The 20,120-nt window shown below is 66.4% G+C and carries 23 protein-coding genes and 1 riboswitch; of the genes, 5 read left to right on the forward strand and 18 right to left on the reverse strand.

Translation table 11 applies throughout. The features are described from left to right. Positions 1 to 26: 26 nt before the first annotated feature. The 8 genes from BFL28_RS19550 to BFL28_RS19585 all read right to left on the reverse strand — a co-directional run bounded on the left by BFL28_RS19550 (position 27) and on the right by BFL28_RS19585 (position 6,151). Positions 27 to 329, reverse strand: coding sequence for an alkylphosphonate utilization protein (locus BFL28_RS19550; RefSeq protein WP_069322194.1), 303 nt, complete (start codon positions 327 to 329; stop codon positions 27 to 29). After that, the gene (pgi, locus tag BFL28_RS19555; RefSeq protein ID WP_069322195.1) at positions 326 to 1,852 is read right to left on the reverse strand and encodes a glucose-6-phosphate isomerase; all 1,527 of its coding nucleotides are present in this window, start codon (positions 1,850 to 1,852) and stop codon (positions 326 to 328) included. The genes BFL28_RS19550 and pgi overlap by 4 nt, the downstream gene beginning before the upstream one ends. Positions 1,853 to 1,886: 34 nt before the next feature. Then, positions 1,887 to 2,786 carry a GTPase Era gene (gene era, locus BFL28_RS19560; RefSeq protein ID WP_069322196.1) on the reverse strand — a complete coding sequence of 300 codons (900 nt, stop codon included), beginning with the start codon at positions 2,784 to 2,786 and terminating at the stop codon, positions 1,887 to 1,889. After that, a complete protein-coding gene (rnc, locus tag BFL28_RS19565) occupies positions 2,783 to 3,502 on the reverse strand; it encodes a ribonuclease III (protein ID WP_079247323.1) in 720 nt (239 codons plus the stop codon). Before rnc ends, era begins: the two co-directional genes overlap by 4 nt. Beyond that, positions 3,451 to 4,320, reverse strand: a complete 870-nt coding sequence (gene lepB / locus BFL28_RS19570) for a signal peptidase I (protein ID WP_069322198.1) — start codon at positions 4,318 to 4,320, stop codon at positions 3,451 to 3,453. The genes rnc and lepB overlap by 52 nt, the downstream gene beginning before the upstream one ends. A gap of 72 nt (positions 4,321 to 4,392) precedes the next feature. Continuing rightward, the gene (locus BFL28_RS19575; protein ID WP_241527414.1) at positions 4,393 to 5,133 is read right to left on the reverse strand and encodes a phosphatase PAP2 family protein; all 741 of its coding nucleotides are present in this window, start codon (positions 5,131 to 5,133) and stop codon (positions 4,393 to 4,395) included. Then, entirely contained in the window at positions 5,130 to 5,765 is a 636-nt protein-coding gene (locus BFL28_RS19580) for a DUF6445 family protein (RefSeq protein WP_079247324.1), read from the reverse strand. The genes BFL28_RS19575 and BFL28_RS19580 overlap by 4 nt, the downstream gene beginning before the upstream one ends. A 17-nt stretch (positions 5,766 to 5,782) precedes the next feature. Next, entirely contained in the window at positions 5,783 to 6,151 is a 369-nt protein-coding gene (locus BFL28_RS19585; RefSeq protein ID WP_069322199.1) for a hypothetical protein, read from the reverse strand. A gap of 146 nt (positions 6,152 to 6,297) precedes the next feature. Between BFL28_RS19585 and BFL28_RS19590 the strand changes: the two genes are divergently transcribed. From BFL28_RS19590 to thiC, 5 genes are all read left to right on the forward strand, one after another. Next, on the forward strand, positions 6,298 to 7,089 hold the full coding sequence (locus BFL28_RS19590; protein ID WP_069322200.1) for a sterol desaturase family protein: 792 nt from the start codon (positions 6,298 to 6,300) through the stop codon (positions 7,087 to 7,089). Beyond that, positions 7,019 to 7,444 (forward strand): DUF2141 domain-containing protein, encoded by a 426-nt coding sequence (locus BFL28_RS19595; RefSeq protein ID WP_241527415.1) that lies wholly within the window; start codon positions 7,019 to 7,021, stop codon positions 7,442 to 7,444. Before BFL28_RS19590 ends, BFL28_RS19595 begins: the two co-directional genes overlap by 71 nt. A gap of 76 nt (positions 7,445 to 7,520) precedes the next feature. Further along, positions 7,521 to 8,420, forward strand: a complete 900-nt coding sequence (locus BFL28_RS19600) for a MipA/OmpV family protein (protein ID WP_069322202.1) — start codon at positions 7,521 to 7,523, stop codon at positions 8,418 to 8,420. 32 nt (positions 8,421 to 8,452) lie between these two features. Further along, on the forward strand, positions 8,453 to 8,725 hold the full coding sequence (locus tag BFL28_RS19605; protein ID WP_241527416.1) for a hypothetical protein: 273 nt from the start codon (positions 8,453 to 8,455) through the stop codon (positions 8,723 to 8,725). Positions 8,726 to 8,730: 5 nt separating this feature from the next. Next, positions 8,731 to 8,840: riboswitch (TPP riboswitch) on the forward strand. Positions 8,841 to 8,877: 37 nt separating this feature from the next. After that, positions 8,878 to 10,776 (forward strand): phosphomethylpyrimidine synthase ThiC, encoded by a 1,899-nt coding sequence (thiC, locus tag BFL28_RS19610; protein WP_069322204.1) that lies wholly within the window; start codon positions 8,878 to 8,880, stop codon positions 10,774 to 10,776. 62 nt (positions 10,777 to 10,838) lie between these two features. On the opposite strand, the gene BFL28_RS19615 is transcribed toward thiC, so the two are convergent. From BFL28_RS19615 to glyA, 10 genes are all read right to left on the reverse strand, one after another. Then, the gene (locus BFL28_RS19615; protein WP_069322205.1) at positions 10,839 to 11,585 is read right to left on the reverse strand and encodes an SDR family NAD(P)-dependent oxidoreductase; all 747 of its coding nucleotides are present in this window, start codon (positions 11,583 to 11,585) and stop codon (positions 10,839 to 10,841) included. Positions 11,586 to 11,622: 37 nt separating this feature from the next. Continuing rightward, entirely contained in the window at positions 11,623 to 14,037 is a 2,415-nt protein-coding gene (gene pheT / locus BFL28_RS19620) for a phenylalanine--tRNA ligase subunit beta (protein ID WP_069322206.1), read from the reverse strand. Next, positions 14,034 to 15,122, reverse strand: a complete 1,089-nt coding sequence (pheS, locus tag BFL28_RS19625; protein WP_069322283.1) for a phenylalanine--tRNA ligase subunit alpha — start codon at positions 15,120 to 15,122, stop codon at positions 14,034 to 14,036. The genes pheT and pheS overlap by 4 nt, the downstream gene beginning before the upstream one ends. Positions 15,123 to 15,181: 59 nt before the next feature. Then, positions 15,182 to 15,805, reverse strand: coding sequence for a LysE family translocator (locus BFL28_RS19630; protein ID WP_069322207.1), 624 nt, complete (start codon positions 15,803 to 15,805; stop codon positions 15,182 to 15,184). Between the two features lie 218 nt (positions 15,806 to 16,023). Continuing rightward, the gene (rplT, locus tag BFL28_RS19635) at positions 16,024 to 16,389 is read right to left on the reverse strand and encodes a 50S ribosomal protein L20 (RefSeq protein WP_010543146.1); all 366 of its coding nucleotides are present in this window, start codon (positions 16,387 to 16,389) and stop codon (positions 16,024 to 16,026) included. A gap of 13 nt (positions 16,390 to 16,402) precedes the next feature. Continuing rightward, the gene (gene rpmI / locus BFL28_RS19640) at positions 16,403 to 16,606 is read right to left on the reverse strand and encodes a 50S ribosomal protein L35 (RefSeq protein WP_069322208.1); all 204 of its coding nucleotides are present in this window, start codon (positions 16,604 to 16,606) and stop codon (positions 16,403 to 16,405) included. A 153-nt stretch (positions 16,607 to 16,759) separates the two neighbouring features. Further along, positions 16,760 to 17,545, reverse strand: a complete 786-nt coding sequence (gene hisN, locus BFL28_RS19645; RefSeq protein ID WP_069322209.1) for a histidinol-phosphatase — start codon at positions 17,543 to 17,545, stop codon at positions 16,760 to 16,762. 32 nt (positions 17,546 to 17,577) lie between these two features. Next, the gene (locus BFL28_RS19650) at positions 17,578 to 18,309 is read right to left on the reverse strand and encodes an RNA methyltransferase (RefSeq protein WP_069322210.1); all 732 of its coding nucleotides are present in this window, start codon (positions 18,307 to 18,309) and stop codon (positions 17,578 to 17,580) included. After that, positions 18,306 to 18,767 (reverse strand): transcriptional regulator NrdR, encoded by a 462-nt coding sequence (gene nrdR / locus BFL28_RS19655; RefSeq protein WP_069322211.1) that lies wholly within the window; start codon positions 18,765 to 18,767, stop codon positions 18,306 to 18,308. Before nrdR ends, BFL28_RS19650 begins: the two co-directional genes overlap by 4 nt. Before the next feature lie 43 nt (positions 18,768 to 18,810). Continuing rightward, a complete protein-coding gene (gene glyA / locus BFL28_RS19660; protein ID WP_069322212.1) occupies positions 18,811 to 20,118 on the reverse strand; it encodes a serine hydroxymethyltransferase in 1,308 nt (435 codons plus the stop codon). Positions 20,119 to 20,120: the final 2 nt, after the last annotated feature.

A 20,120-nucleotide genomic window follows, 5' to 3' on the forward strand; every position in this document is an offset into this window, starting at 1 on the left:
GCGGTCCTTGAAGGGGTGAGACGGAATCAGCGCTTGCGGACGAATTCGGCGCGCAACACCAACCCCTTGATGCCGTCGAACTTGCAGTCGATTTCTTGCGTGTCGCCGGTGAGGCGGATCGATTTGATCAGCGTGCCGCGTTTCAGCGTCTGGCCGGCGCCCTTGACCGTCAGGTCCTTGATCAGCGTCACCTGATCGCCGTCGGCCAGCAGGTTGCCGACCGCATCGCGCACCTCGATGACGTCATCGGATGCGGCCGAAGCCGCCAATTGCGTGGCGGGGACCCATTCGCCGCTCGCCTCGTCATAGACGTAGTCGTCGTCGCTCATCCGAAAGCCCGGCGAATGAGATCGGTGGTCGAGGGGTCGAAGTCCTGCCCGCCGCGATCGGCCGCCCTGGCCATTTCCTTGCCCAGTTCCACGCCGAACTGATCGAAGGCGTTGATGCCGAGCAGCGCGGCACTGACGAAGGTGCGATGTTCGTAAAAGGCGATCAGCGCACCCAGCGTGCGCGGGTCGAGTTCGTCGAGCAGGATCGTGGTCGAGGGGCGATCGCCGGGATAGGCGCGCGCGGGGTCATCAGCGTTGGCGCGCCCGGCCATGAGCGCCGCACCCTGTGCGAATGCATTGATCAGCAGCTGGCGATGGTGATCCTCGGCCAGCATGTCGCCCGGCTCGATCACGCCAAGAAACTCGACCGGAACCAGATGCGTGCCCTGATGCAGGAGTTGGAACACCGCATGTTGCGCGTCGGTGCCGACCCCGCCCCAGGTGATCGGTGCGCTCGCCCGGCCGAGCGGCTGGCCATCGGCGGTCACCGACTTGCCGTTGGATTCCATCTCGAGCTGCTGGAGATAGCTCGGCAGCAGCCGCAGCCGCTCGTCATAGGCGAACACCGCGCGCGTCTCGGCATGGCGGTGCTGCGTGTAATAAAGATCGGCAAAGGCGGCGAGCGCCGGCGCGTTGCTCTTCAAATCGGTGAGGCGGAAATGCCGGTCCATCTCGGCCGCGCCGTCCAGCAGCGCCTCGAACGCGTCCCAGCCAAGCGCAATGGCGGCCGGGAAGCCGATCGACGACCAGAGCGAGTACCGCCCGCCCACGCTCTCCCCGAAGGGCAGAATGCGCGTTTCGTCCACGCCCCATTCGATCGCCTTGTCGGGCGCGGCGGTCAGCGCGATGACGCGGCCATAGGGATCCTCGACGCCATGCTCGCGCATCCAGTCGAGCGCGCTTTGCGCGTTGAGCAGCGTCTCGGTGGTGGTGAAGGTCTTTGACGCCACCGCGATGATCGTCGCGTGCGGATCGAACGAGGCGATCGCCTCCTCCAGCGCGCAGCCGTCGATGTTCGAGACGATCGCGACGTCATAGCGTCCGCTCTCACGTCCCAGCGCGTCGATCAGCAGTTCCGGTCCCAGCGCCGACCCGCCGATGCCGATGTGCAGAACATGCGCGACCGGCCCCAGCGCCTCGCCCTCGATCGCATCGATCAGCCCGCGCATGCGAGCGTGGAAGGCGGCGGCGCGCGCGACGCTCTCGTCCGCGCCCTCGCCGCGCTCGGCGGTATGCTCAACCGCGCGGCCCTCGGTCACATTGACCACCTCGCCCGAGAACAGCGCTTCGCGCTTGCCGGCGAGGTCGGCCGCCTTGGCCAGCGCGGTGAACGCGTCGAGCGCTTGCGGGCCGAGATGCGTCTTGGAAAAGTCGAAATGAATGCCGGCAACGTCGGTGGACAGGCTGGCAAGCCGGTTTGCGTCAGCCGCGAACAAGTCCTTGAGCGGGGTGTGCGGCAATGCCTCGATCGCGGTCCAGTCGGGGGTCGTCACGGCCTGCCTCCATTTTGCGGTGCAGCGCATGTAGCGTGCTCACCGCCATGCCGCTAGTGACGCGCTATTCGACCCAGTCGAGCCCGATGTCGCGATACAGGCCGCGGTCGTCCTCCCAGCCCGGCCGTACCTTGACGTGCAGATAGAGGTGCACCTTCACCCCCATCAGCTTGGCAAGCTCGGCCCGCGCGCGCGCGCCGATCTCCTTGATCCGGCTGCCGCCCTTGCCCAGCACGATCGCGCGCTGCGTATCGCGCGCGACCAGGATCTGCTGGTGGATCTCGACCGACCCGTCCTCGCGCTCCTTATATTGTTCGGTCTCGACCGCCGACGCATAGGGCAGCTCGGCATGAAGCTGCAGGTACAGCTGTTCGCGCGTGATCTCGGCCGCCAGCATGCGATCGGTGGCGTCGGACACCTGATCCTCGGGGAAGTGCCACGGCCCCTCCGGCAGCTGTGCCGCCAGCGCCGACTTCAACTCAGCGACGCCGTCACCCGTCGCGGCCGAGACGAAATAGGTGTCATCGAACGCGCCGAGATCGTTGAGCGTCGCGGCATGGCCCAGCAGGCGTGGCTTGTCGGCGATATCGACCTTGTTGAGGATCAGGATCTTGCGCTCGCGCCGATCCTTCAGCGATTCGGCAAGCGCGCGCACCTTCGGCCCGACGCCGCCCTTGCCGTCGACAACCAGCGCGATGAGATCGGCGTCCTTCGCGCCTTCCCACGCCGCCGCGACCATCGCGCGGTCCAGCCGCCGCGCGGGATCGAAGATGCCCGGCGTATCGACCAGCAGCAGCTGCGCGTCGCCTTCGATCGCGATGCCCATCAGACGGGTGCGGGTCGTCTGCGCCTTGGGACTGACGATCGCCACCTTCTGCCCGACCAGTGCGTTCACCAGCGTCGACTTGCCCGCATTCGGCGCGCCGACGACGGCGACCAGGCCACAGCGTTGCATCTCGCTCATTTACCGCTCACTTTCGCCAGCAGCGCTTCGGCTGCGGCAGTTTCCGCTTCCTGTTTCGAACTGCCCTCGCCCTCCGCTTCGGCCAGCTTGCCGATCACCGCGCGGACCTTGAACCGCGGCGCATGGCCGGGGCCGGAGCGATCGACCAGCTCGTAATCGGGCGGGCGCCGGTTGTTGGCGGCCGCCCATTCCTGCAGCGCTGACTTAGGGTGTTTGGGCGCCGATCCCTGCTCGTCGATGCGGCCCGCCCACAGGCTTCGCACCCAATCGCGCGCGACATCGAAACCAGCATCGAGATAGAGCGCGCCGATCAGCGCCTCCATCACGTCGCCCAGCACATTGTCGCTGCTCGCCGCGCCGTCGTCGCGCGCCTGCTTGCCCAGCCGCAGATGCGCCGGCACGCCGATCTCGCGCGCCACCTCGGCGCATACGACGCCGGTCACGAGACTGTTGAACCGGCGCGACAGCTTGCCTTCAGGCTCGGCCGGAAAGCGTTCGTACAGCCAGTCAGCGAGCGTCAGCCCCAGCACGCGATCGCCCAGGAACTCCAGCCGCTCGTAATTGTCGGCGCCATGGCTGCCGTGCGTCAGCGCGCGCTCGAAACGAGCGGGGTCGCGCGGCTCACGCCCCAGCAGCGGGGTCAGCCATTGCGTCAGCTTCTCGCTCAAAAGCCGTCCCCGATACGTTCCCAGCGCGCAGCGGAGACCCAGGTCCATGGCTTGATCCATTCGGCGCTGCCGTCGGTCGACCAGAAATTGACGACGGCCTTGCCCTGCAAATTCTGCATCGGCACGAATCGGATGCCGCCGCGGTTCACGCCATCGGCGTCGATGAACGGTTCGAACCGGCTGTCGCTCGAATTGTCGCGATTGTCGCCCATGAGGAAGACGTGGCCGGCCGGCACGGTGAAGACCGCGGTATTGTCGCCGTCGGATTCGCGCGAATCCAGCACGTCATAGCTTTTGCCGCCAGGCAGCGTCTCGCGGAAGCGAGGCACGCGGCACACGGCGCCGCCTTGTCCGTCCAGCTGGAGCTCGCCCTGTTCGCACGGGCTGTTGGGTGTGACCGGCTCGACGAAATCGGCGACGCGTTCCTTGGGGATGGGGCGGCCGTTCAGCACCAACTGGCCATCGCGCATCTGCACCGTGTCGCCGGGCAGGCCGATCACGCGCTTGATCCAGTCCTGATTGTCGGTCGGCGGCGCCTTGAACACCACGACGTCGCCGCGCTTGGGATCGGCGGCGAAGATGCGGCCCGGGATCAGCGGCCAGCTCCACGGCAGCGAATGCCGGGAATAGCCGTAATTCCACTTGGTGATGAACAGGAAGTCGCCGACCAGCAGGCGCGGCAGCATCGATCCCGAGGGGATGCTGAACGGCGCGAAGATGAAGCTGCGCACCACGAAGACGAGGATCGCGAGCTTTACGAGGAAGCTCAGCGTGTCGCGCCATTCGGACTGCGGCTTGGGCGCGGCGGCCCTGGGCGGTTCGGCGGGTGCGACGGGCGTGGATTGGGCTGGGGCGGTATCGTCCATGACGCTGCCTTGCGCACGGTGTATGGCAGCGTCAAGGCACGTCGCGGTTGGCGGTGCATGCGCATCAGCGCATCAACTGACCGCCCGCCCTCCTCGCAGACGGCTGCCGATCGCCCACCAGGCGAGCGCCCACAGGCTGCCGAAGCTCCATCCGGCCAGCACGTCGCTGGGCCAATGCACGCCCAGATAGACGCGGCTCGCACCGATCGCCGTGACCAGCAGCACGGTGGCGGCGAACAGGAACGCGCGGCCGCGGCGCATCGGCACGATCTGCATGACGATGAGCGCGATGGTGAGATAGATGATCGCGCTGTTGGCGGCATGGCCGCTGGGGAAGCTGGCCGAGCCCACTTCGACCAGATGATCGACCAGAGCCGGCCGCGCGCGTCCGACCATCTGCTTGGCCATGGCGACGGCGATCGACCCGCTGACCGTGCCGGCGAACACCAACGCGGCAGTGAGCAAGTGACGGCTCGCGACCAGGAAGCCGACGGTCAGCGCAACGGCAAGCGTCAGCACCGTTTCGCCACCCAGCGCGGTAATGTCGACCATCGCCTGCCGCAGCCAGGCGGGCCCGACCGGCGTGAGCAGATCAGGCTGGCGCAGGGCCAGCATCAACGCGCGGTCGAACGCGAACTGATGCCCGCCGGCGATGGTACGGCCAAGCAGTGCGAGGACCGCGATGCCTCCCGCCACCGCCGCCAGCGCTATGAGCACGAAAGGCGGATGGCGAATGTCGCTTGCGCTTTGATCGGGCGTAGCCGGGTCGTGCAGCGCGGCGTGCAGGCTGAGCGGGGCGTCGGGGTTCGTCATGATCGGGCGGCGAAGAACATGAGGTAGACGAGCCTTCCGTCATCGGGTCCGCTGCCGAACCCCGGCGCGCTGTTGTGGAACAGCCACGGGCTGAACAGGATCAGCCGGTTGAACCGCATCGGCGCGGTGAAGCTCTTTTCCCAGCGCGAGGGCTGGCGCGTGTCGCGGTTGACGACATCCTCGATCAACGCGTTGTGATCGCCATAGCCGGCCGCCGCGACGCCGTCACCGCTGCGTGGCACCGCGTCCAGCCCGGTGCGGCGATGGCGGTAGAAGTCGGTCCCGCCCCGGCAGTGCGCCGGCGGCGTCAGAGAGAGGATCCCGGAATAATAGGCCGGGTCGATATGCACGCCGCTCTGACCCGCTTCGCCCTTCAGCGTCAGCCGGCAATGGCCGTGCAGCGTGCCCGCCGCGCCGCCGAGCGACACGCCCGCCAACCGGGATACATGCTCGTCCAACCCCGAGATCGGCAGCGCGCGCGACGACACCGTCCCGGGATAGTTCGCGCCGGCGGCCTTGGCGGTCGCATCATAGCCGAGCGCCAAGGCTTGCCGCCGAAGCTCGAGCGGATTGGCGAGAAAATCGTCGATCATGATGAAGGATGGCGGCACGGCACCGGTCTGGCAGCGCATGGCGTGTCCGGCAAGCGTCAGCCCGCGTCGCGCAAGTCGCCCAGGCTGCGTCGCGGCGCGTAGCGGCTGGCGGGATCGACGTCATAGTCGACGGTGGCGACGCAATGCTGCAATTGCGTATGGGCGCGGCCTGAAACCCATGCCGCATCCGCAAGCGCCAGATCCCTCACTTGCGAAACGCGCAGGCACTTCCACTGCGGTTCGGCCAGCGGCCCGCCGCTCGTGTCGCCGGCGACCTGATAGACCAGCGCCATCTCCTCACCCCCGCGATGACCCAGGATGATCGGGCAGATCACGCGCTCGTGCCCGCCATAGCGGCACCTGAGCGGCGTGCGGCTCTCCAGCGCGAGCGCCAAAGCGAGGTAGCTTTGCGAGACGGCGGGCATGCGGCGTCAACGCGCGTCGCAGGCGTCGGACCCATGCCGCCTTCACCGGCCGATCCCTTCGTGCGGCACCGTGGCGCTGTGGCTAAGTCGCGCCGCCGCCATCAATGCATGGCAGGGCGCGGGGGAATTGCTGTAAGACGGCGCACATGTGGTCCGCAATTCTCCTCTCCGCCGTCGCGATGACGCTGATCGTCGGCGTGCGCTATCTGGTCGTGTCCGGCGCTTTTGCCTGGGGGACCCGCCGGCGGCATCCCGGGCTGTATGCCGGACTTAATGCGCAGGTGCGCAAGGAGATCGGGTGGAGCCTGGCGAGCGCGGCAATCTATGGCGTCCCCGCAGGCGTCGTCGCCTGGGGGTGGCAGAACCTGGGCTGGACGCGGATCTATACGGACGCGAGCGAGTACCCGCTATGGTATCTGCCGCTGTCGGTCTTTCTCTACCTGTTCGCGCATGACAGCTGGTTCTACTGGACCCATCGCTGGATGCACCGCCCGCGCCCGTTCCGGCTCGCGCATGCCGTGCATCATGCCAGCCGGCCCCCGACTGCGTGGGCGGCAATGGCCTTTCACCCGATCGAGGCGCTGACCGGTGCTGTGGTCATTCCGACACTGGTCTTCCTAATTCCTATTCACGTCGCCGCATTGGGCTTTGTGCTTGGAATCATGACGGTTATGGGTGTGACCAATCACATGGGGTGGGAGGTGTTTCCACGGGTGATGTGGCGGGGGCCGCTTGGCGCGTGGTTGATCACCGCGAGCCATCACCAGAAGCATCATGAGCGATATGGGTGCAATTATGGGCTTTACTTCCGCTTCTGGGACAGGCTGTGCGGCACCGACGAAGGGGTCGGGGATTTCGCGCGCAGCCATGATGCTGCCGCTCGGCGTGCTGCCGCTCGGCGTGCTGCTGCTGGGCGCGTCGCCGATCGCGTCGCTTGAACTCGACATCGTCAACCTGCGCTCGGCCAAGGGCGTGCTGCAGATCTGCCTGACCGCGCGACCGGAAAGCTTTCCCGACTGCAAGGACGATCCGCGTGCCGTCAGCCGGACGGTGAAGGCGACCGCTCCGCGCGTGCAGTTCGAAGGTCTGACCCCGGGCAATTATGCCGCCGCGATCATCCATGACGAGAACGGCAACAAGAAGCTCGATACGCTGATGGGCATCCCGCGCGAGGGCTTTGGCTTCAGCCGCAACCCCGTCATCCGCTTCGGTCCGCCCAAGTTCGATGCCGCGCGTTTCCCGGTCGATGGTGCGGCGAATCCACAGCAGGTGAAGATGCGTTACCTGCTGTGATCTGAATCACTATCGGGCTGCATCCTTTTGTGCGGCGCGGCGTTGCGGCCCTGAAACGGTTTCAGGGAACAACCTAATGCGCAGCTTGCTCGTCCTCGCCGCCCTTGTCGCCTCGCCAGCCTTTGCGCAGGATGCGCCGCCGGCGGAGGCGATCGATGCCGCGGCGGCCGAGGCTCAGCCCGAGCAAGCCGCCACGGTCGAACAAGCCGCCGCCGCCCGGGAAGGGCGGGCACGGCTGTCGATCGGCGCCGGCGTCGCTTGGCTGCCCGACTACGAAGGGTCGGACGACAAGCGTTTCACCCCGCTTCCGGCTGCGAACGGCACCGTCTGGGGCATGAGCTTCACCGTCCTTGGCAATCGGGCCAGCCTCGACCTCATTCCCGATCGCGAGGGGCAGGGGTGGAACTTCCAGCTCGGCCCGGTGGCGGTCATCAACTTCAACCGCACCAATCAGGATGCGATCGAGGATGTTCGCGTGCGCGCGCTGGGCGAGATCGATACCGCGGTCGAGGTCGGCGGCTATGTCGGGATCGGCAAGACCGGGATTCTGCACGATTACGATACGCTTTCGATCAGCGCGTCCTATCGCCATGACGTAACGCGCATTCACCGCAGCGGGATCATCACCCCGTCAGTCAATTATACGACGCCGCTCAGCACCAAGGCGCTGGTCGGGGTCTTCGCCTCGGCCGAGATCGTTCAGGACCGCTATGCCCGCACCTATTTCGGCGTCACCCCGCTGGGCAGTGTGGCGAGCGGCCTGCCGGTGTTCATGCCGGAGGGCGGGCAGAAGGACATCAGCTTCGGCGGCATGTTCACCTATGCGCTGACCGGCAATCTGACCAAGGGATTGGCGCTCGTCACCGGCTTCAACTACCGCAAGCTGGTGGGCGACTTCGCCGACTCACCCATCGTCAGCATCGCCGGCAACCGCCACAACTGGACGGTGGGCGCGGGCCTGGCGGTCACCTTCTGAACTATCCGATCACCCCGGACGGCCGCTACTTCGTGGTGCGCGGCCGGCTGTGGCGGACCAGCAACCCGGCGCTGCCCGAAACGACTCGCGAACAGCTGGTCCGCGAGTTAATGGCCGCGCGTCGGGCGGTGCGAGCAAAAGAACCCGACGCCCGCGCACGAGTGGACGCCGCCAAGCGCGCGCTGGGTGAGCGCGGGCCGGTATGGTGGAGCGATGGCGCACCGGACTGGAACCGTCATCTTGCGAAGAACACGCCATATGCCCAGTGGTACGCGTCGCTCGACAGCGCGCACGATCGCGCATAGACCCATGTCCATCCCCGGGGGAGCGCCGATCCGCGCTTGAGAGGAAGGCTGGAGCCTTCGACCCGCTGAACCTGATCCGGTTGACACCGGCGTAGGGAGGGAGCGGCCAGTGTCCACCGGTCCGTGTCCCTCCGCATGGAGTGGAACTGACAATGGCCGATATTGACGCACAGATTGGGCTGACTTCTGCAGGAAGCCAGCGGCCCGCACGCACCGAACTTCCAGTCACCACCGGTCCGATTCGTGGCAGCCGCAAGGTCCATGTCGGACCGTTCAAGGTCGCGATGCGCGAGATCGATCTCGAGCCGTCGAGCGGCGAGCCGCCGCTGCGCGTCTATGATTGCTCCGGCCCCTATACCGATCCCGACGCCCACATCGACATCATGGCCGGCCTGCCCGAACTGCGCCGCGACTGGATCCGGGACCGCGGCGATGTCGAGGAAATTGCCCAGCGCGAAGTGCGGCCGGAGGATAACGGCCAACTCGGCCCCGACCGTTCCGGCGGGGTTCAGCCGTTCCCGAACGTGCGGAAGAAGGTGCTGCGGGCCAGGCCTGGCGCGAACGTCAGCCAGATGCACTATGCCCGTCGCGGCATCATCACGCCCGAAATGGAATATGTCGCCACCCGCGAAAATCTCGGCCGCGAGAGGCTAGCCGAATATGTCCGCGATGGGCAGGACTGGGGTGCCAGTATCCCCGATTATGTGACGCCCGAGTTCGTTCGCGACGAAGTCGCCCGTGGCCGTGCGATCATCCCCAACAACATCAACCACCCCGAATCCGAGCCGATGGCGATCGGTCGCAACTTCCTGGTGAAGATCAACGCCAATATCGGCAACTCTGCTGTCGCCAGCGACGTGGCACAGGAAGTCGACAAGATGGTCTGGGCGATCCGCTGGGGCGCCGACACGATCATGGACCTGTCGACCGGCCGCAACATCCACGACACCCGCGAATGGATCCTGCGCAATTCGCCGGTCCCGGTCGGCACCGTGCCGATCTATCAGGCGCTGGAGAAAGTCGGCGGCATCGCCGAGGACCTGACCTGGGAAATCTTCCGCGACACGCTGATCGAACAGGCGGAGCAGGGGGTCGACTATTTCACCATCCATGCGGGCGTCCGCCTGCCCTACATTCCGCTGACGGCCAAGCGCGTCACCGGCATCGTCTCGCGCGGCGGCAGTATCATGGCCAAATGGTGCCTCGCCCATCACCGGGAGAGCTTCCTCTATGAGAAGTTCGACGAGATTACCGAGATCATGAAGGCGTACGACATCGCCTATTCATTGGGTGATGGCTTGCGCCCCGGATCGATCGCCGACGCCAATGACGAGGCACAGTTCGCCGAACTCTATACGCTTGGCGAACTGACCAAGCGCGCCTGGGACCAGGATGTTCAGGTGATGATCGAGGGCCCGGGCCATGTGCCGATGCACAAGATCAAGGAGAATATGGACAAGCAGCTGAAGGCGTGCGGCGAAGCCCCCTTCTACACGCTTGGGCCGCTCACCACCGATATCGCGCCGGGTTATGACCATATCACCAGCGGCATCGGCGCGGCCATGATCGGTTGGTACGGCACGGCGATGCTCTGCTACGTCACGCCCAAGGAGCATCTGGGCCTTCCCGACCGCGACGACGTGAAGGTCGGCGTCGTCACCTACAAGCTCGCCGCCCACGCCGCCGATCTCGCCAAGGGGCACCCGGCGGCCAAGATGCGCGACGACGCCCTCTCCCGCGCCCGCTTCGAATTCCGCTGGCGCGACCAGTTCAACCTGTCGCTCGACCCCGACACGGCGGAGCAATATCACGACCAGACGCTGCCGGCCGAAGGCGCGAAGACCGCGCACTTCTGTTCGATGTGCGGGCCCAAATTCTGCTCGATGAAGATCACGCAGGAAGTGCGCGACTTTGCCGCCAAGCAGAACGCGCCGGTCGAAAGCTTCGTCGCGGCGGAGGAGGCCGAAGCCGGCATGGCGGCGATGAGTGCGGTGTTCAAGGAAACCGGCAGCGAACTGTATATGGGCAGCGCCGGGCGCGAGCGGGACTGAGGTCCGGGCGGGCGGGGGCGCAATGCCTCCGCCCATCTTTGCCAGGCGATCGGCGGTCCGGACTAGCCTGCGCGATGCACCGCGAAGCCGGCGAAGCTCTGGTTCACCGGCATCATCTCCATCACGTTGATGTTGAGATGCAGGGGCAGCGAAGCAACCCACAGCAGCATGGCGGCAATGTCTTCGGCCGTCATGGGGTTCGCGCCGCCGTAAAGCTTTTCCGAGGCTTCCTGGCTGCCGGTGCGGACCAGCGTGAATTCGGTTTCGGCCATGCCCGGCTCGATCGAGGTCACGCGAACGCCGGTGCCGGCCAGGTCACTGCGCAGATTGAGGCTGAACTGCTTCACGAACGCCTTGGTCCCGCCATAGACGTTCCCGCCGCCATAGGGGTAGGTCGCCGCGACCGAGGACAGGTTGATGATCGCGCCCTTGCGCTCGATCAGCAATGGCAAGAGCTTGTGCGTGATCGAGACGAGCGCGGTGACGTTGGTGTCGATCATCGTGCGCCAGTTCTGCAGGTCGGCCTGCTGAGCGGGCTGCGTGCCGAGCGCGAGGCCGGCATTGTTGACCAGCAGGTTGATGCCGCGAAACGCCTCGGGCAGCGTGTCGAGCGCCGCGTCGCGCGCGGCGTCATCGCGGATATCGAACACCGCGCCATGGAACTTGTCCGGGCCGAGTTCGGCGGCCAGCGCTTCGAGCCGGTCGGCCCGGCGCCCGGTCCCGATCACGCGCCAGCCGGCGGCCGTGAACAGCCGCGCGGCGGCAGCGCCGAAGCCGGCGGTCGCGCCGGTGATGAGGGCGGTCTTCATGTCCTTGCTCCTTCATTCCGCGGGAACAGTGCGGCAACTATCCCCGCAGCGTCGCGCCAAGCTTGCCCGCGGCCGCGACAACCTTGTCGGCAATCACCTTCAAGTCTGCGTCGGTGAAGCTTTTCTCGCCCGGTTGCAGCGTGATTTCGATGGCGAGGCTCTTGTGACCGTCCTCGACGCCCGCGCCGGTGAACTGGTCGAACAGCCGCGCATCGACGATCGCCGCCTTGTCCGCGCCGCGAATCGCGCGAACCAGGTCACCGGCCGGCAGCGCGGTGGGCACCAGGAAGGCAAAGTCGCGGGTCACCGCCTGCAGCGCCGGGGGCGTATAAGCCGGGCGCATGAAGCCCGAACTGCCGCGCTTGCCCGGAATCGCGTCGATGAAGATCTCCACTGCTGCCACCGCGCCCGACAGGTCGAACGCCTTGAGCAGGCTGGGGTGCAGCATGCCAAAGCTTGCCAGCACGGTCTTGGGACCCAGCCGCAACGTACCCGACTGGCCGGGGTGCCAGGCTTCGCCCGCTTCACCCATCACCTGCAGGTTAGCGACCGGCGCGCCGGCCGCTTCGAGCAGCGCGATGGCTTCGCCCTTGGCATCATAGGCGGTGAACGGCTGAGCCTTGCCGCTTGCCCAGCCGCGTGGGCTGCGGTCTCCGGTCAGCAGCACGGTGAGCGTGAACTTCTCGCCATCGGCAAGGTAGCGGCGTCCGAGTTCGAACAGGCGAACACTGGTCGCGCCGCGCTTCAGATTGCGGCCGGCCGCCATCAACAGGCCCGGCAGCAGCGACGGGCGCATGACCTTGAGGTCCTCGCTGATCGGGTTGGCCAGCGTCCAGGCGCCACCACCGACGGCAGCGGCTTCCTTCTCGGCGATGAAGCTCCAGGTGACGGCTTCGTTGAGGCTGCGGGCCGCCGCGCTGCGGCGCAGGCGGCGTTCCAGCTTCTGCTCGGCCGTCGCGGTCGGCCGGGCAACGCCGGGCGCGCGCGGCAGCGGCGTCGACGGCACATTGTCGATGCCGGCGATGCGGATCACTTCCTCGACAATGTCGGCCGGGCCGTCGATGTCGCGGCGCCAGCTCGGCGCGATCACGCGCAGCACTTCAAACGGGGCGCCCAGCGCAACCGGATCGCCATTGGCGTCGAGCGGTTCGACCGCGAAGCCGAGCGATTCAAGGATGTGCTTCTGCTGCTCGACCGGCACGTCGAGGCCGCCCAGCGTTTCAGCCAGCGCGGGGTCATAGCCGATCACCGGACCGACATGCGGCGCGGCGCCCGAACGCGTGACGCCGCTGGCGCTGCCGCCGCACAGGTCGATCACCATGCGCGTCGCAATTGCCAAGCCATCGTCGAGGAACTCAGGGTCCACGCCGCGTTCGAACCGGGTGCGCGCGTCGGAGGTGAGCATCAGCTTTTGGCCGGTGCGCGCGATATGTTCGGGATCGAAATAGGCGCATTCTATCAGCACGTCGGTGGTGCTCTCCAAACAGCCCGAATGTTCGCCGCCCATGATGCCGCCAATGTCGTGGACGGCGCTGGCGTCCGCGATCACCGTCATCGTCTCGTCGAGCGCATAGCTCTTGCCGTTGAGCGCAAGCACTTCCTCGCCAGCCTTGGCCTTGCGCGCGACCAGCCTACCATCGAGCTTGGCGCGGTCATAGACGTGGAGCGGACGGCCAAGGTCGATCATCACATAATTGGTGATGTCGACCAGCGTGCTGATCGGCTTTTGCCCGATCGCCTTCAATCGGCGCTGCAGCCATTCGGGCGAGGCGCCATTGGTGACGCCGCTGACCGATTGGGCGAAGAATGCCGGGCAGCCTGCTGCATCATCGGTGCGCACGTCGGGGCCGGGGCCTTCGCCCGCGACAGGGTCTACCGCGAGTGGCTTGAGCGTCCCAAGGCCTGCTGCCGCGAGATCGCGCGCGATGCCGCGAACGCCCATGCAATCCTGCCGGTTAGGCGTGACTGAAATATCAAACACCGGATCCTTGAGGCCGGCATAGTCGGGGAAGGACGTGCCGACCGGTGCATCGGCGGGCAGTTCGATGATGCCGTCATGGTCATCGCCCAGTTCCAGCTCGCGGCTGGAGCACATCATGCCGTTGGATTCGATACCGCGTACCGCCGCGACCTTCAGCACCATGCCATTGGCTGGCACGGTTGCGCCCGGCAGGCCGAGCACGCCGACCAGGCCAGCGCGCGCATTGGGCGCGCCGCACACGACCTGAAGCGGATCGCCGCTGCCGGTATCGACCGAGAGCACCTGAAGCTTGTCTGCCTGCGGGTGGCGCTCGGCGGTGAGCACGCGCGCGACCTTGAACGCGGCAAGCGCTTCGCCGGGATTTTCGACGCCCTCGACCTCAAGCCCGATGCGGTTGAGCGTGGCGGCAATGGCTTCGACCGAGGCGCCAGTTTCGAGATGCTCATGGAGCCAGGACAGCGTGAACTTCATGCGCCGACTCCTCCCGACAGCGTGGGTACGTCGAGCGCCGAGAAGCCGTAATGGCGCAGCCAGCGCAGGTCGCCGTCGAAGAAGGCGCGCAAATCGTCCATCCCGTATTTCAGCATTGCAAGGCGATCGACGCCGGTGCCGAAGGCGAAGCCCTGCCATTCATTGGGATCCAGGCCGCATGCCTCGATCACCTTACGATGGACCATGCCGCTGCCCAGCACTTCCATCCAGCCGCCGTCGGCTGCGTCGCCGCTGCCGCCGATCACGCGCTTTCCCTTGATCAGCGTGTAGCCGACATCGACCTCCACCGAGGGTTCGGTGAAAGGGAAGTAGCTGGGCCGCAGGCGCAGGACGATGTCGTCGCGCTCGAAATAGGCCTTGAGGAAGGTTTCGAGCGTCCACTTGAGGTGGCCGAGCGTCAGCCCCTTGTCGATCACCAGCCCTTCGATCTGGTGGAACATCGGGGTGTGCGTGGCGTCGCTGTCGCTGCGATAGACGCGGCCCGGCGCGATGATGCGGATCGGCGGTTCCTGCGACGTCATCGTGCGGATCTGCACCGGCGAGGTGTGCGTGCGCAGCACCATCGGCTTTTCATGCTCGCCCGCGAGATAGAAGGTGTCGTGCATCGCACGCGCGGGATGCGTCTCGGGAATGTTGAGCGCGGTGAAATTATGCCAGTCGTCCTCGATCTCAGGTCCGGTAGCGACCGCAAAACCAAGATCGGCGAAAATCTCGGCCAGCTCGTCCATCACCTGGCTGATCGGGTGGACGGTGCCGGCGGGGATCGTGTCGGCTGGCAGCGTCAGGTCGATCGTCTCGCTGGCGAGCCTGGCTTCGAGCGCAGCGGATTCCAGCGCTGCCTTCCGCGCCGCGATCGCGTCGGTGACAGCTTCGCGCAGCGCGTGGATGCGTGGGCCGGTTTCCTGCCGCTCTTCGGCACTCATGCCGCCCAGCGTCTTGAGCAGACCGGTGACCGCGCCCTGCTTGCCGAGCGCATGGACACGCACCGCGTCGAGCGCATCGAGCCCGGCGCTGGCTTCCACCGCGACGAGCAGGTCGGCCTTGAGTTGATCGAGATCGGTCATCGAAGTTCCGTTCATTGGTCGCATGTGCCCGAACCGCAGTCGGGCGTTCAGGTCAAGCTTTAGACGCGGCTGCCGAGCAATGCCGCGCCGAACGCGACGAACACGCCGCCCGTGGCGCGGTTGAAGATCCGCTGGCGGTTTGCCGGAGCGAGCCAGGCGGCGAGCGAGCGTCCGCCGAGTGCGTAGATGGTGAACCACAGCCCTTCGATCGCGGTGAAGCTCCCGATCAGGATGGCGAGCTGTGGACCCAGCGGCCGGGCGGTGTCGATGAACTGGGGAAACAGCGCGGCGGCGAAGATGATCAGCTTGGGGTTCGAGAATCCAGTGCCGAGCGCGGTCAGATACATCGCCCTGAACGAAGGCGGGGCAGGGCGATCTGCGCTTGCGTCATGCGAGCCGACCGGTGCGCGCCAGGCCTTGATACCCAGCCAGACGAGATAGGCGACGCCGGCATATTTGAGCACGTCGAACAGCGCCGGCGAGGCTTTCAGCAGCGCGCCGAGTCCGGCGGCCGACGCGAGCAGGCAAACGATGTTCGCGGTCATCAGCCCGGTCATCGAGATCATCGAACGGCGCGCGCCGTGATGGATGCTCTGCACCATGACGTGAAGCATGTTGGGCCCCGGCGTGGCGCAGATCAGGAACAAGGCGGTGACATAGAGCCACCACGTGTTGAGGGTCATTTCGTCACCTCATAATCTCGCGTTCGTCACCCCGGCGTCGTGCAGGGGTCCAGCTTGCCGAGCGAGCCGCGCTCAAGCGTCTTGCCGCATTCGCGCCGCCGGGTGGATCCCGGAACAAGTCCGGGATGACGGATGGGGTGCGCGACCCACCCCGAAAATCAAAAAGGGCGCCGGTGTTGCCACCGACGCCCCATTTGTTCGATTGCGACAGGCTGCCTTCAAGCGGCCTGGGGCAGCGCCGCCTTCGCCTGAGCGATGATGGCGGTAAACGCCTCGCCCTCATGCATTGCGATGTCGGCCAGGACCTTCCGGTCCAGTTCGATACCCGCAAGCTTCAGGCCATGCATGAACTGCGAATAGGTCAGGCCCTCGGCGCGGACGCCGGCGTTGATGCGCTGGATCCACAGGGCGCGGAAGCTGCGCTTCTTAACCTTGCGATCGCGATAGGCGTACTGACCGGCCTTTTCGACGGCCTGGCGAGCGATGCGGATCGTGTTCTTGCGACGGCCGTAATAGCCCTTCGCCTGATCCAAAATCCGCTTATGCTTCGCCTTGGTGGTCGTACCACGTTTGACACGTGCCATGGTCGTCTACTCCTTACTTGAGGCCGTAGGGCGCCCAGAGGCGCACATGGCCGGCATCAGCTTCGGAGAGAACCGAGGTGCCGCGGTTGGTGCGAATATACTTCGCATTGTGGCTGGACAGCCGGTGACGCTTGCCGGCGACGCCGTGCTTCACCAGGCCAGTCGCGGTGAATTTGAAGCGCTTCTTCACACCGCTCTTGGTCTTCATCTTGGGCATTTTCGTCTCCTTTTACGCGCGACGATCACGAACAGCCCCGGCAGCCCTTGTTAGCCGGGCGGTTCCCCTGAATCGCGGAAAGGCGGGCAGTTAGCTGGTTTGTGGCGGTTTTGCAACCGCCAGCGGTGCAGCTCTCTGCGTAAGCGGATCAAACTAATGTCCGCCGCGGCACGCCAGCGTCTCGACGATCTCCTCGATCCGCGCCGGGTCGCCTGCTGCGATGACTTCGCCATTGCTGCCGGCATGGAGCGGGTCGCCATTCCAGTCGCACATGCGCCCGCCCGCGCCTTCGACCACCGGGACCAGCGCGGCGAAATCGTGCAGCTTCAGCCCCGCCTCGATCACCAGGTCGAGATGGCCCGAGGCGACCAGCCCGTAATTGTAGCAGTCGCCGCCCAACACCGTGCTCATCACCTGTGCATCGACATGCTCGAACGCGTGCAGCTGATCGTCGGCGAACAGAGCGGGCGAGGTGGTGGCGAGCAGCGCCTGGCCAAGCTCGCGGCAGGTGCGCGCCTGCGCAGGCTTGCCGTTGAACAGCGTCTCGCGTCCGGTGACGCCGACCCAGCGCTCGGCGATGATCGGCTGGTCGATGATGCCGAGCACGGGCCAGCCATTGTCGAGCAGCGCGATCAGGGTGCCAAAGATCGGGCGGCCCACGATGAAGCTGCGCGTCCCGTCGATCGGGTCGAGAATCCAGGTGCGGCCGCTGGTTCCGGGGCGCTCTTCTTCTTCCTCGCCGATGATCCCCTCCATCGGGCGCTCGGCGATGATGAGGCGGCGCATTGCCGCTTCGGCCTCCTTGTCGGCGAGGGTGACGGGCGAGGCGTCGGCCTTTGCCTCAAGCCCATGTTCGGCGCGGAAATAGGGGCGGATCGCCGCGCCCGCCGCGTCGGCAAGGCGGTTGGCGAGATCGATATCGGCTTGGGTAACGGGCATGGCCGACGCCTAACGGGTGGCGTCGCCGCCTACTAGCCCCGATGCGCCTTGCGCCCCTCCAGCGCCGAGAGCACGCCGCGCAGCGTCCGCAGCTCCTGCGCGGTCCAGCTCGGCTTGGTCAGCACGTTGCGCAGCGTCAGCTTCGTCGCGGGGACGCGCGCCGGCGGGAAGTAATAGCCGCTGCCTTCGAGCAGCTTGTCGAAATGCGCGATTAGCCCCTCCAGCTCGTCTTGCGGGGCGGGCGGGTCTAGGTCGGTCAGCGGCGGCTGCGCCAGGTCGCGGCCCTTGGACCATTCATATGCGACCAGGATCACCGCCTGGGCGAGGTTGAGCGAGCCGAATTCCGGGTTGATCGGCACGGTCACGATCTTGCGCGCTAGTGCGACGTCCTCGGTCTCTAGCCCCGAACGCTCCGGGCCGAACAGGATCGCGCAGCGGCCGGCTTGCGCATGGATTTCCGTCGCGGCCTCTGCGGGCGTGACGACCGGCTTGGTCACGCCGCGCTTGCGCACCGTGGTGGCATAGACCTGAGCACAATCGGCGGTGGCGTCGGCGACCGAGTCGTACACCTTGGCGCGTTCGAGCACGATGTCGGCGCCGCTCGCCGCCGGGCCGGCGCTTGGGTTCGGCCAACCGTCGCGCGGCGTTACGAGGCGCATTTCGGTGAGGCCGAAGTTCAGCATGGCGCGCGCCGCCTTGCCGATATTCTCGCCCAATTGCGGACGAACGAGAACGACGACGGGGTTGGGGGCAGGATCGCTCACTTGTTCGCGACCTCGTTCACATTGCTCGCAAACTCCTCGAAGTCGCGGGCTTCGCGAAAGTCGCGATAGACGCTGGCGAAGCGGATGTACGCGACTGAGTCCAGGTCCTTGAGCGCGTCCATCACCAGTTCGCCGATGCGCTGCGACGGAATCTCGCCATCGCCCTGCGTTTCGAGCTGGCGCTGAATGCCCGACACCAGCCGCTCGATCTGCGTGCCGCCGATCGGGCGCTTGCGGCAGGCGATCGAAACCGAGCGGATCAGCTTCTCGCGCTCGAACGGCTCGCGCCTTTCCTCGGACTTGAGCACGGTCAGTTCGCGCAGCTGGATCCGCTCGAACGTCGTGAAGCGCGCGGCGCACGCCTCGCACTGGCGCCGCCGCCGGATCGCCGCCCCGTCTTCGGTGGGGCGGCTGTCCTTAACCTGGCTGTTCTCGCTCGCGCAGAATGGGCAGCGCATTATCTGGCGACCTCACGGTAGCGCGGACCCGCGCCGAACACCGTCAGCCCTCCGGATAGATCGGGAAGCGTTCGCACAGCGTGCGGACGCGTGCCTTGACGTTCGCTTCGACCTGCGCATCGCCAGCCTCGCCATTCTTGCGCAGGCCGTCGAGCACGTCGGCGACCATGTTGCCGATCTCGCGGAACTCGGCGGGGCCGAAACCACGCGTCGTGCCGGCCGGGCTGCCGACGCGGATGCCGCTGGTCTTGACCGGGGGCAGCGGATCGTTGGGGATACCGTTCTTGTTGCAGGTGATCCCTGCCCGCTCGAGCGCCTCGTCGGCGTCCTTGCCAGTCACGCCGAGCGGAGTGAGGTCGATCAGCGCCAGGTGCGTGTCGGTGCCGCCCGAGACGACTGCCGCGCCGCGCTCCTTGAGCGTTGCCGCCAGAATCTTGGCATTTTCGACCACCGCGGCGGCATAGGACTTGAACTCGGGACGCAGCGCCTCGCCGAACGCCACGGCCTTGGCCGCGATCACATGCATCAGCGGACCGCCCTGAAGACCCGGGAACACCGCCGAGTTGATCTTCTTGGCGATCGCCTCGTCATCGGTCAGGATCATGCCGCCGCGCGGGCCGCGCAGCGTCTTGTGCGTGGTGGTGGTGACGACATGCGCGTGGCCGAACGGCGTCGGGTGAACGCCGCCGGCGACGAGGCCTGCAAAGTGCGCCATGTCGACCATGAACAGCGCGCCGACCTCGTCCGCGATGGCGCGGAACTTCGCGAAATCGATATGGCGCGGATAGGCCGAGCCACCGGTGATGATGACCTTTGGCTGGCATTCCCGCGCCAGGCGCGCGACCTCGTCATAGTCGATCAGGTGCGTGTCGGGCGTGACGCCATATTGGACCGCGTTGAACCACTTGCCGCTCATCGCCGCGCGAGCGCCATGCGTCAGGTGCCCGCCCGAATCGAGGCTGAGGCCCATGATCGTGTCGCCCGGCTTTGCCAGCGCGAGCATGACGGCGCCGTTCGCCTGCGCGCCCGAATGCGGCTGGACGTTGGCAAAACCGCAATTGAACAGCTGCTTGGCGCGGTCGATCGCCAGCTGCTCCACCTCGTCCGACGGGTGGCAGCCTTGGTAATAGCGCTTGCCCGGATAGCCCTCGGCATATTTGTTGGTGAAGACGCTGCCCTGCGCTTCGAGCACGGCTTTCGACACGATGTTCTCGCTGGCGATCAGCTCGATCTGGTGCTGTTCGCGGTCGAGCTCGTGTGCGACGCCGGCGAACACCGCAGGATCGGCGTCGGCGAGGGTGTGGGTGAAAAAGCCATCCGGCTGGACGGCGGAGATCGGGTTGGTGCTCATCG

The sequence above is a fragment of the Sphingomonas turrisvirgatae genome, assembly GCF_001721295.1.
Lineage (GTDB): Bacteria > Pseudomonadota > Alphaproteobacteria > Sphingomonadales > Sphingomonadaceae > Sphingomonas > Sphingomonas turrisvirgatae.

Coding starts and splice junctions, on each gene's coding strand:
- BFL28_RS19550 (WP_069322194.1), bottom strand. CDS start 329: ATGAGCGACGACGACTACGTCTATGACGAGGCGAGCGGCGAATGGGTC.
- pgi (WP_069322195.1), bottom strand. CDS start 1,852: ATGCGCTGCACCGCAAAATGGAGGCAGGCCGTGACGACCCCCGACTGG.
- era (WP_069322196.1), bottom strand. CDS start 2,786: ATGAGCGAGATGCAACGCTGTGGCCTGGTCGCCGTCGTCGGCGCGCCG.
- rnc (WP_079247323.1), bottom strand. CDS start 3,502: ATGGACCTGGGTCTCCGCTGCGCGCTGGGAACGTATCGGGGACGGCTT.
- lepB (WP_069322198.1), bottom strand. CDS start 4,320: ATGGACGATACCGCCCCAGCCCAATCCACGCCCGTCGCACCCGCCGAA.
- BFL28_RS19575 (WP_241527414.1), bottom strand. CDS start 5,133: ATGACGAACCCCGACGCCCCGCTCAGCCTGCACGCCGCGCTGCACGAC.
- BFL28_RS19580 (WP_079247324.1), bottom strand. CDS start 5,765: ATGCGCTGCCAGACCGGTGCCGTGCCGCCATCCTTCATCATGATCGAC.
- BFL28_RS19585 (WP_069322199.1), bottom strand. CDS start 6,151: ATGCCCGCCGTCTCGCAAAGCTACCTCGCTTTGGCGCTCGCGCTGGAG.
- BFL28_RS19590 (WP_069322200.1), top strand. CDS start 6,298: ATGTGGTCCGCAATTCTCCTCTCCGCCGTCGCGATGACGCTGATCGTC.
- BFL28_RS19595 (WP_241527415.1), top strand. CDS start 7,019: ATGATGCTGCCGCTCGGCGTGCTGCCGCTCGGCGTGCTGCTGCTGGGC.
- BFL28_RS19600 (WP_069322202.1), top strand. CDS start 7,521: ATGCGCAGCTTGCTCGTCCTCGCCGCCCTTGTCGCCTCGCCAGCCTTT.
- thiC (WP_069322204.1), top strand. CDS start 8,878: ATGGCCGATATTGACGCACAGATTGGGCTGACTTCTGCAGGAAGCCAG.
- BFL28_RS19615 (WP_069322205.1), bottom strand. CDS start 11,585: ATGAAGACCGCCCTCATCACCGGCGCGACCGCCGGCTTCGGCGCTGCC.
- pheT (WP_069322206.1), bottom strand. CDS start 14,037: ATGAAGTTCACGCTGTCCTGGCTCCATGAGCATCTCGAAACTGGCGCC.
- pheS (WP_069322283.1), bottom strand. CDS start 15,122: ATGACCGATCTCGATCAACTCAAGGCCGACCTGCTCGTCGCGGTGGAA.
- BFL28_RS19630 (WP_069322207.1), bottom strand. CDS start 15,805: ATGACCCTCAACACGTGGTGGCTCTATGTCACCGCCTTGTTCCTGATC.
- rplT (WP_010543146.1), bottom strand. CDS start 16,389: ATGGCACGTGTCAAACGTGGTACGACCACCAAGGCGAAGCATAAGCGG.
- rpmI (WP_069322208.1), bottom strand. CDS start 16,606: ATGCCCAAGATGAAGACCAAGAGCGGTGTGAAGAAGCGCTTCAAATTC.
- hisN (WP_069322209.1), bottom strand. CDS start 17,545: ATGCCCGTTACCCAAGCCGATATCGATCTCGCCAACCGCCTTGCCGAC.
- nrdR (WP_069322211.1), bottom strand. CDS start 18,767: ATGCGCTGCCCATTCTGCGCGAGCGAGAACAGCCAGGTTAAGGACAGC.
- glyA (WP_069322212.1), bottom strand. CDS start 20,118: ATGAGCACCAACCCGATCTCCGCCGTCCAGCCGGATGGCTTTTTCACC.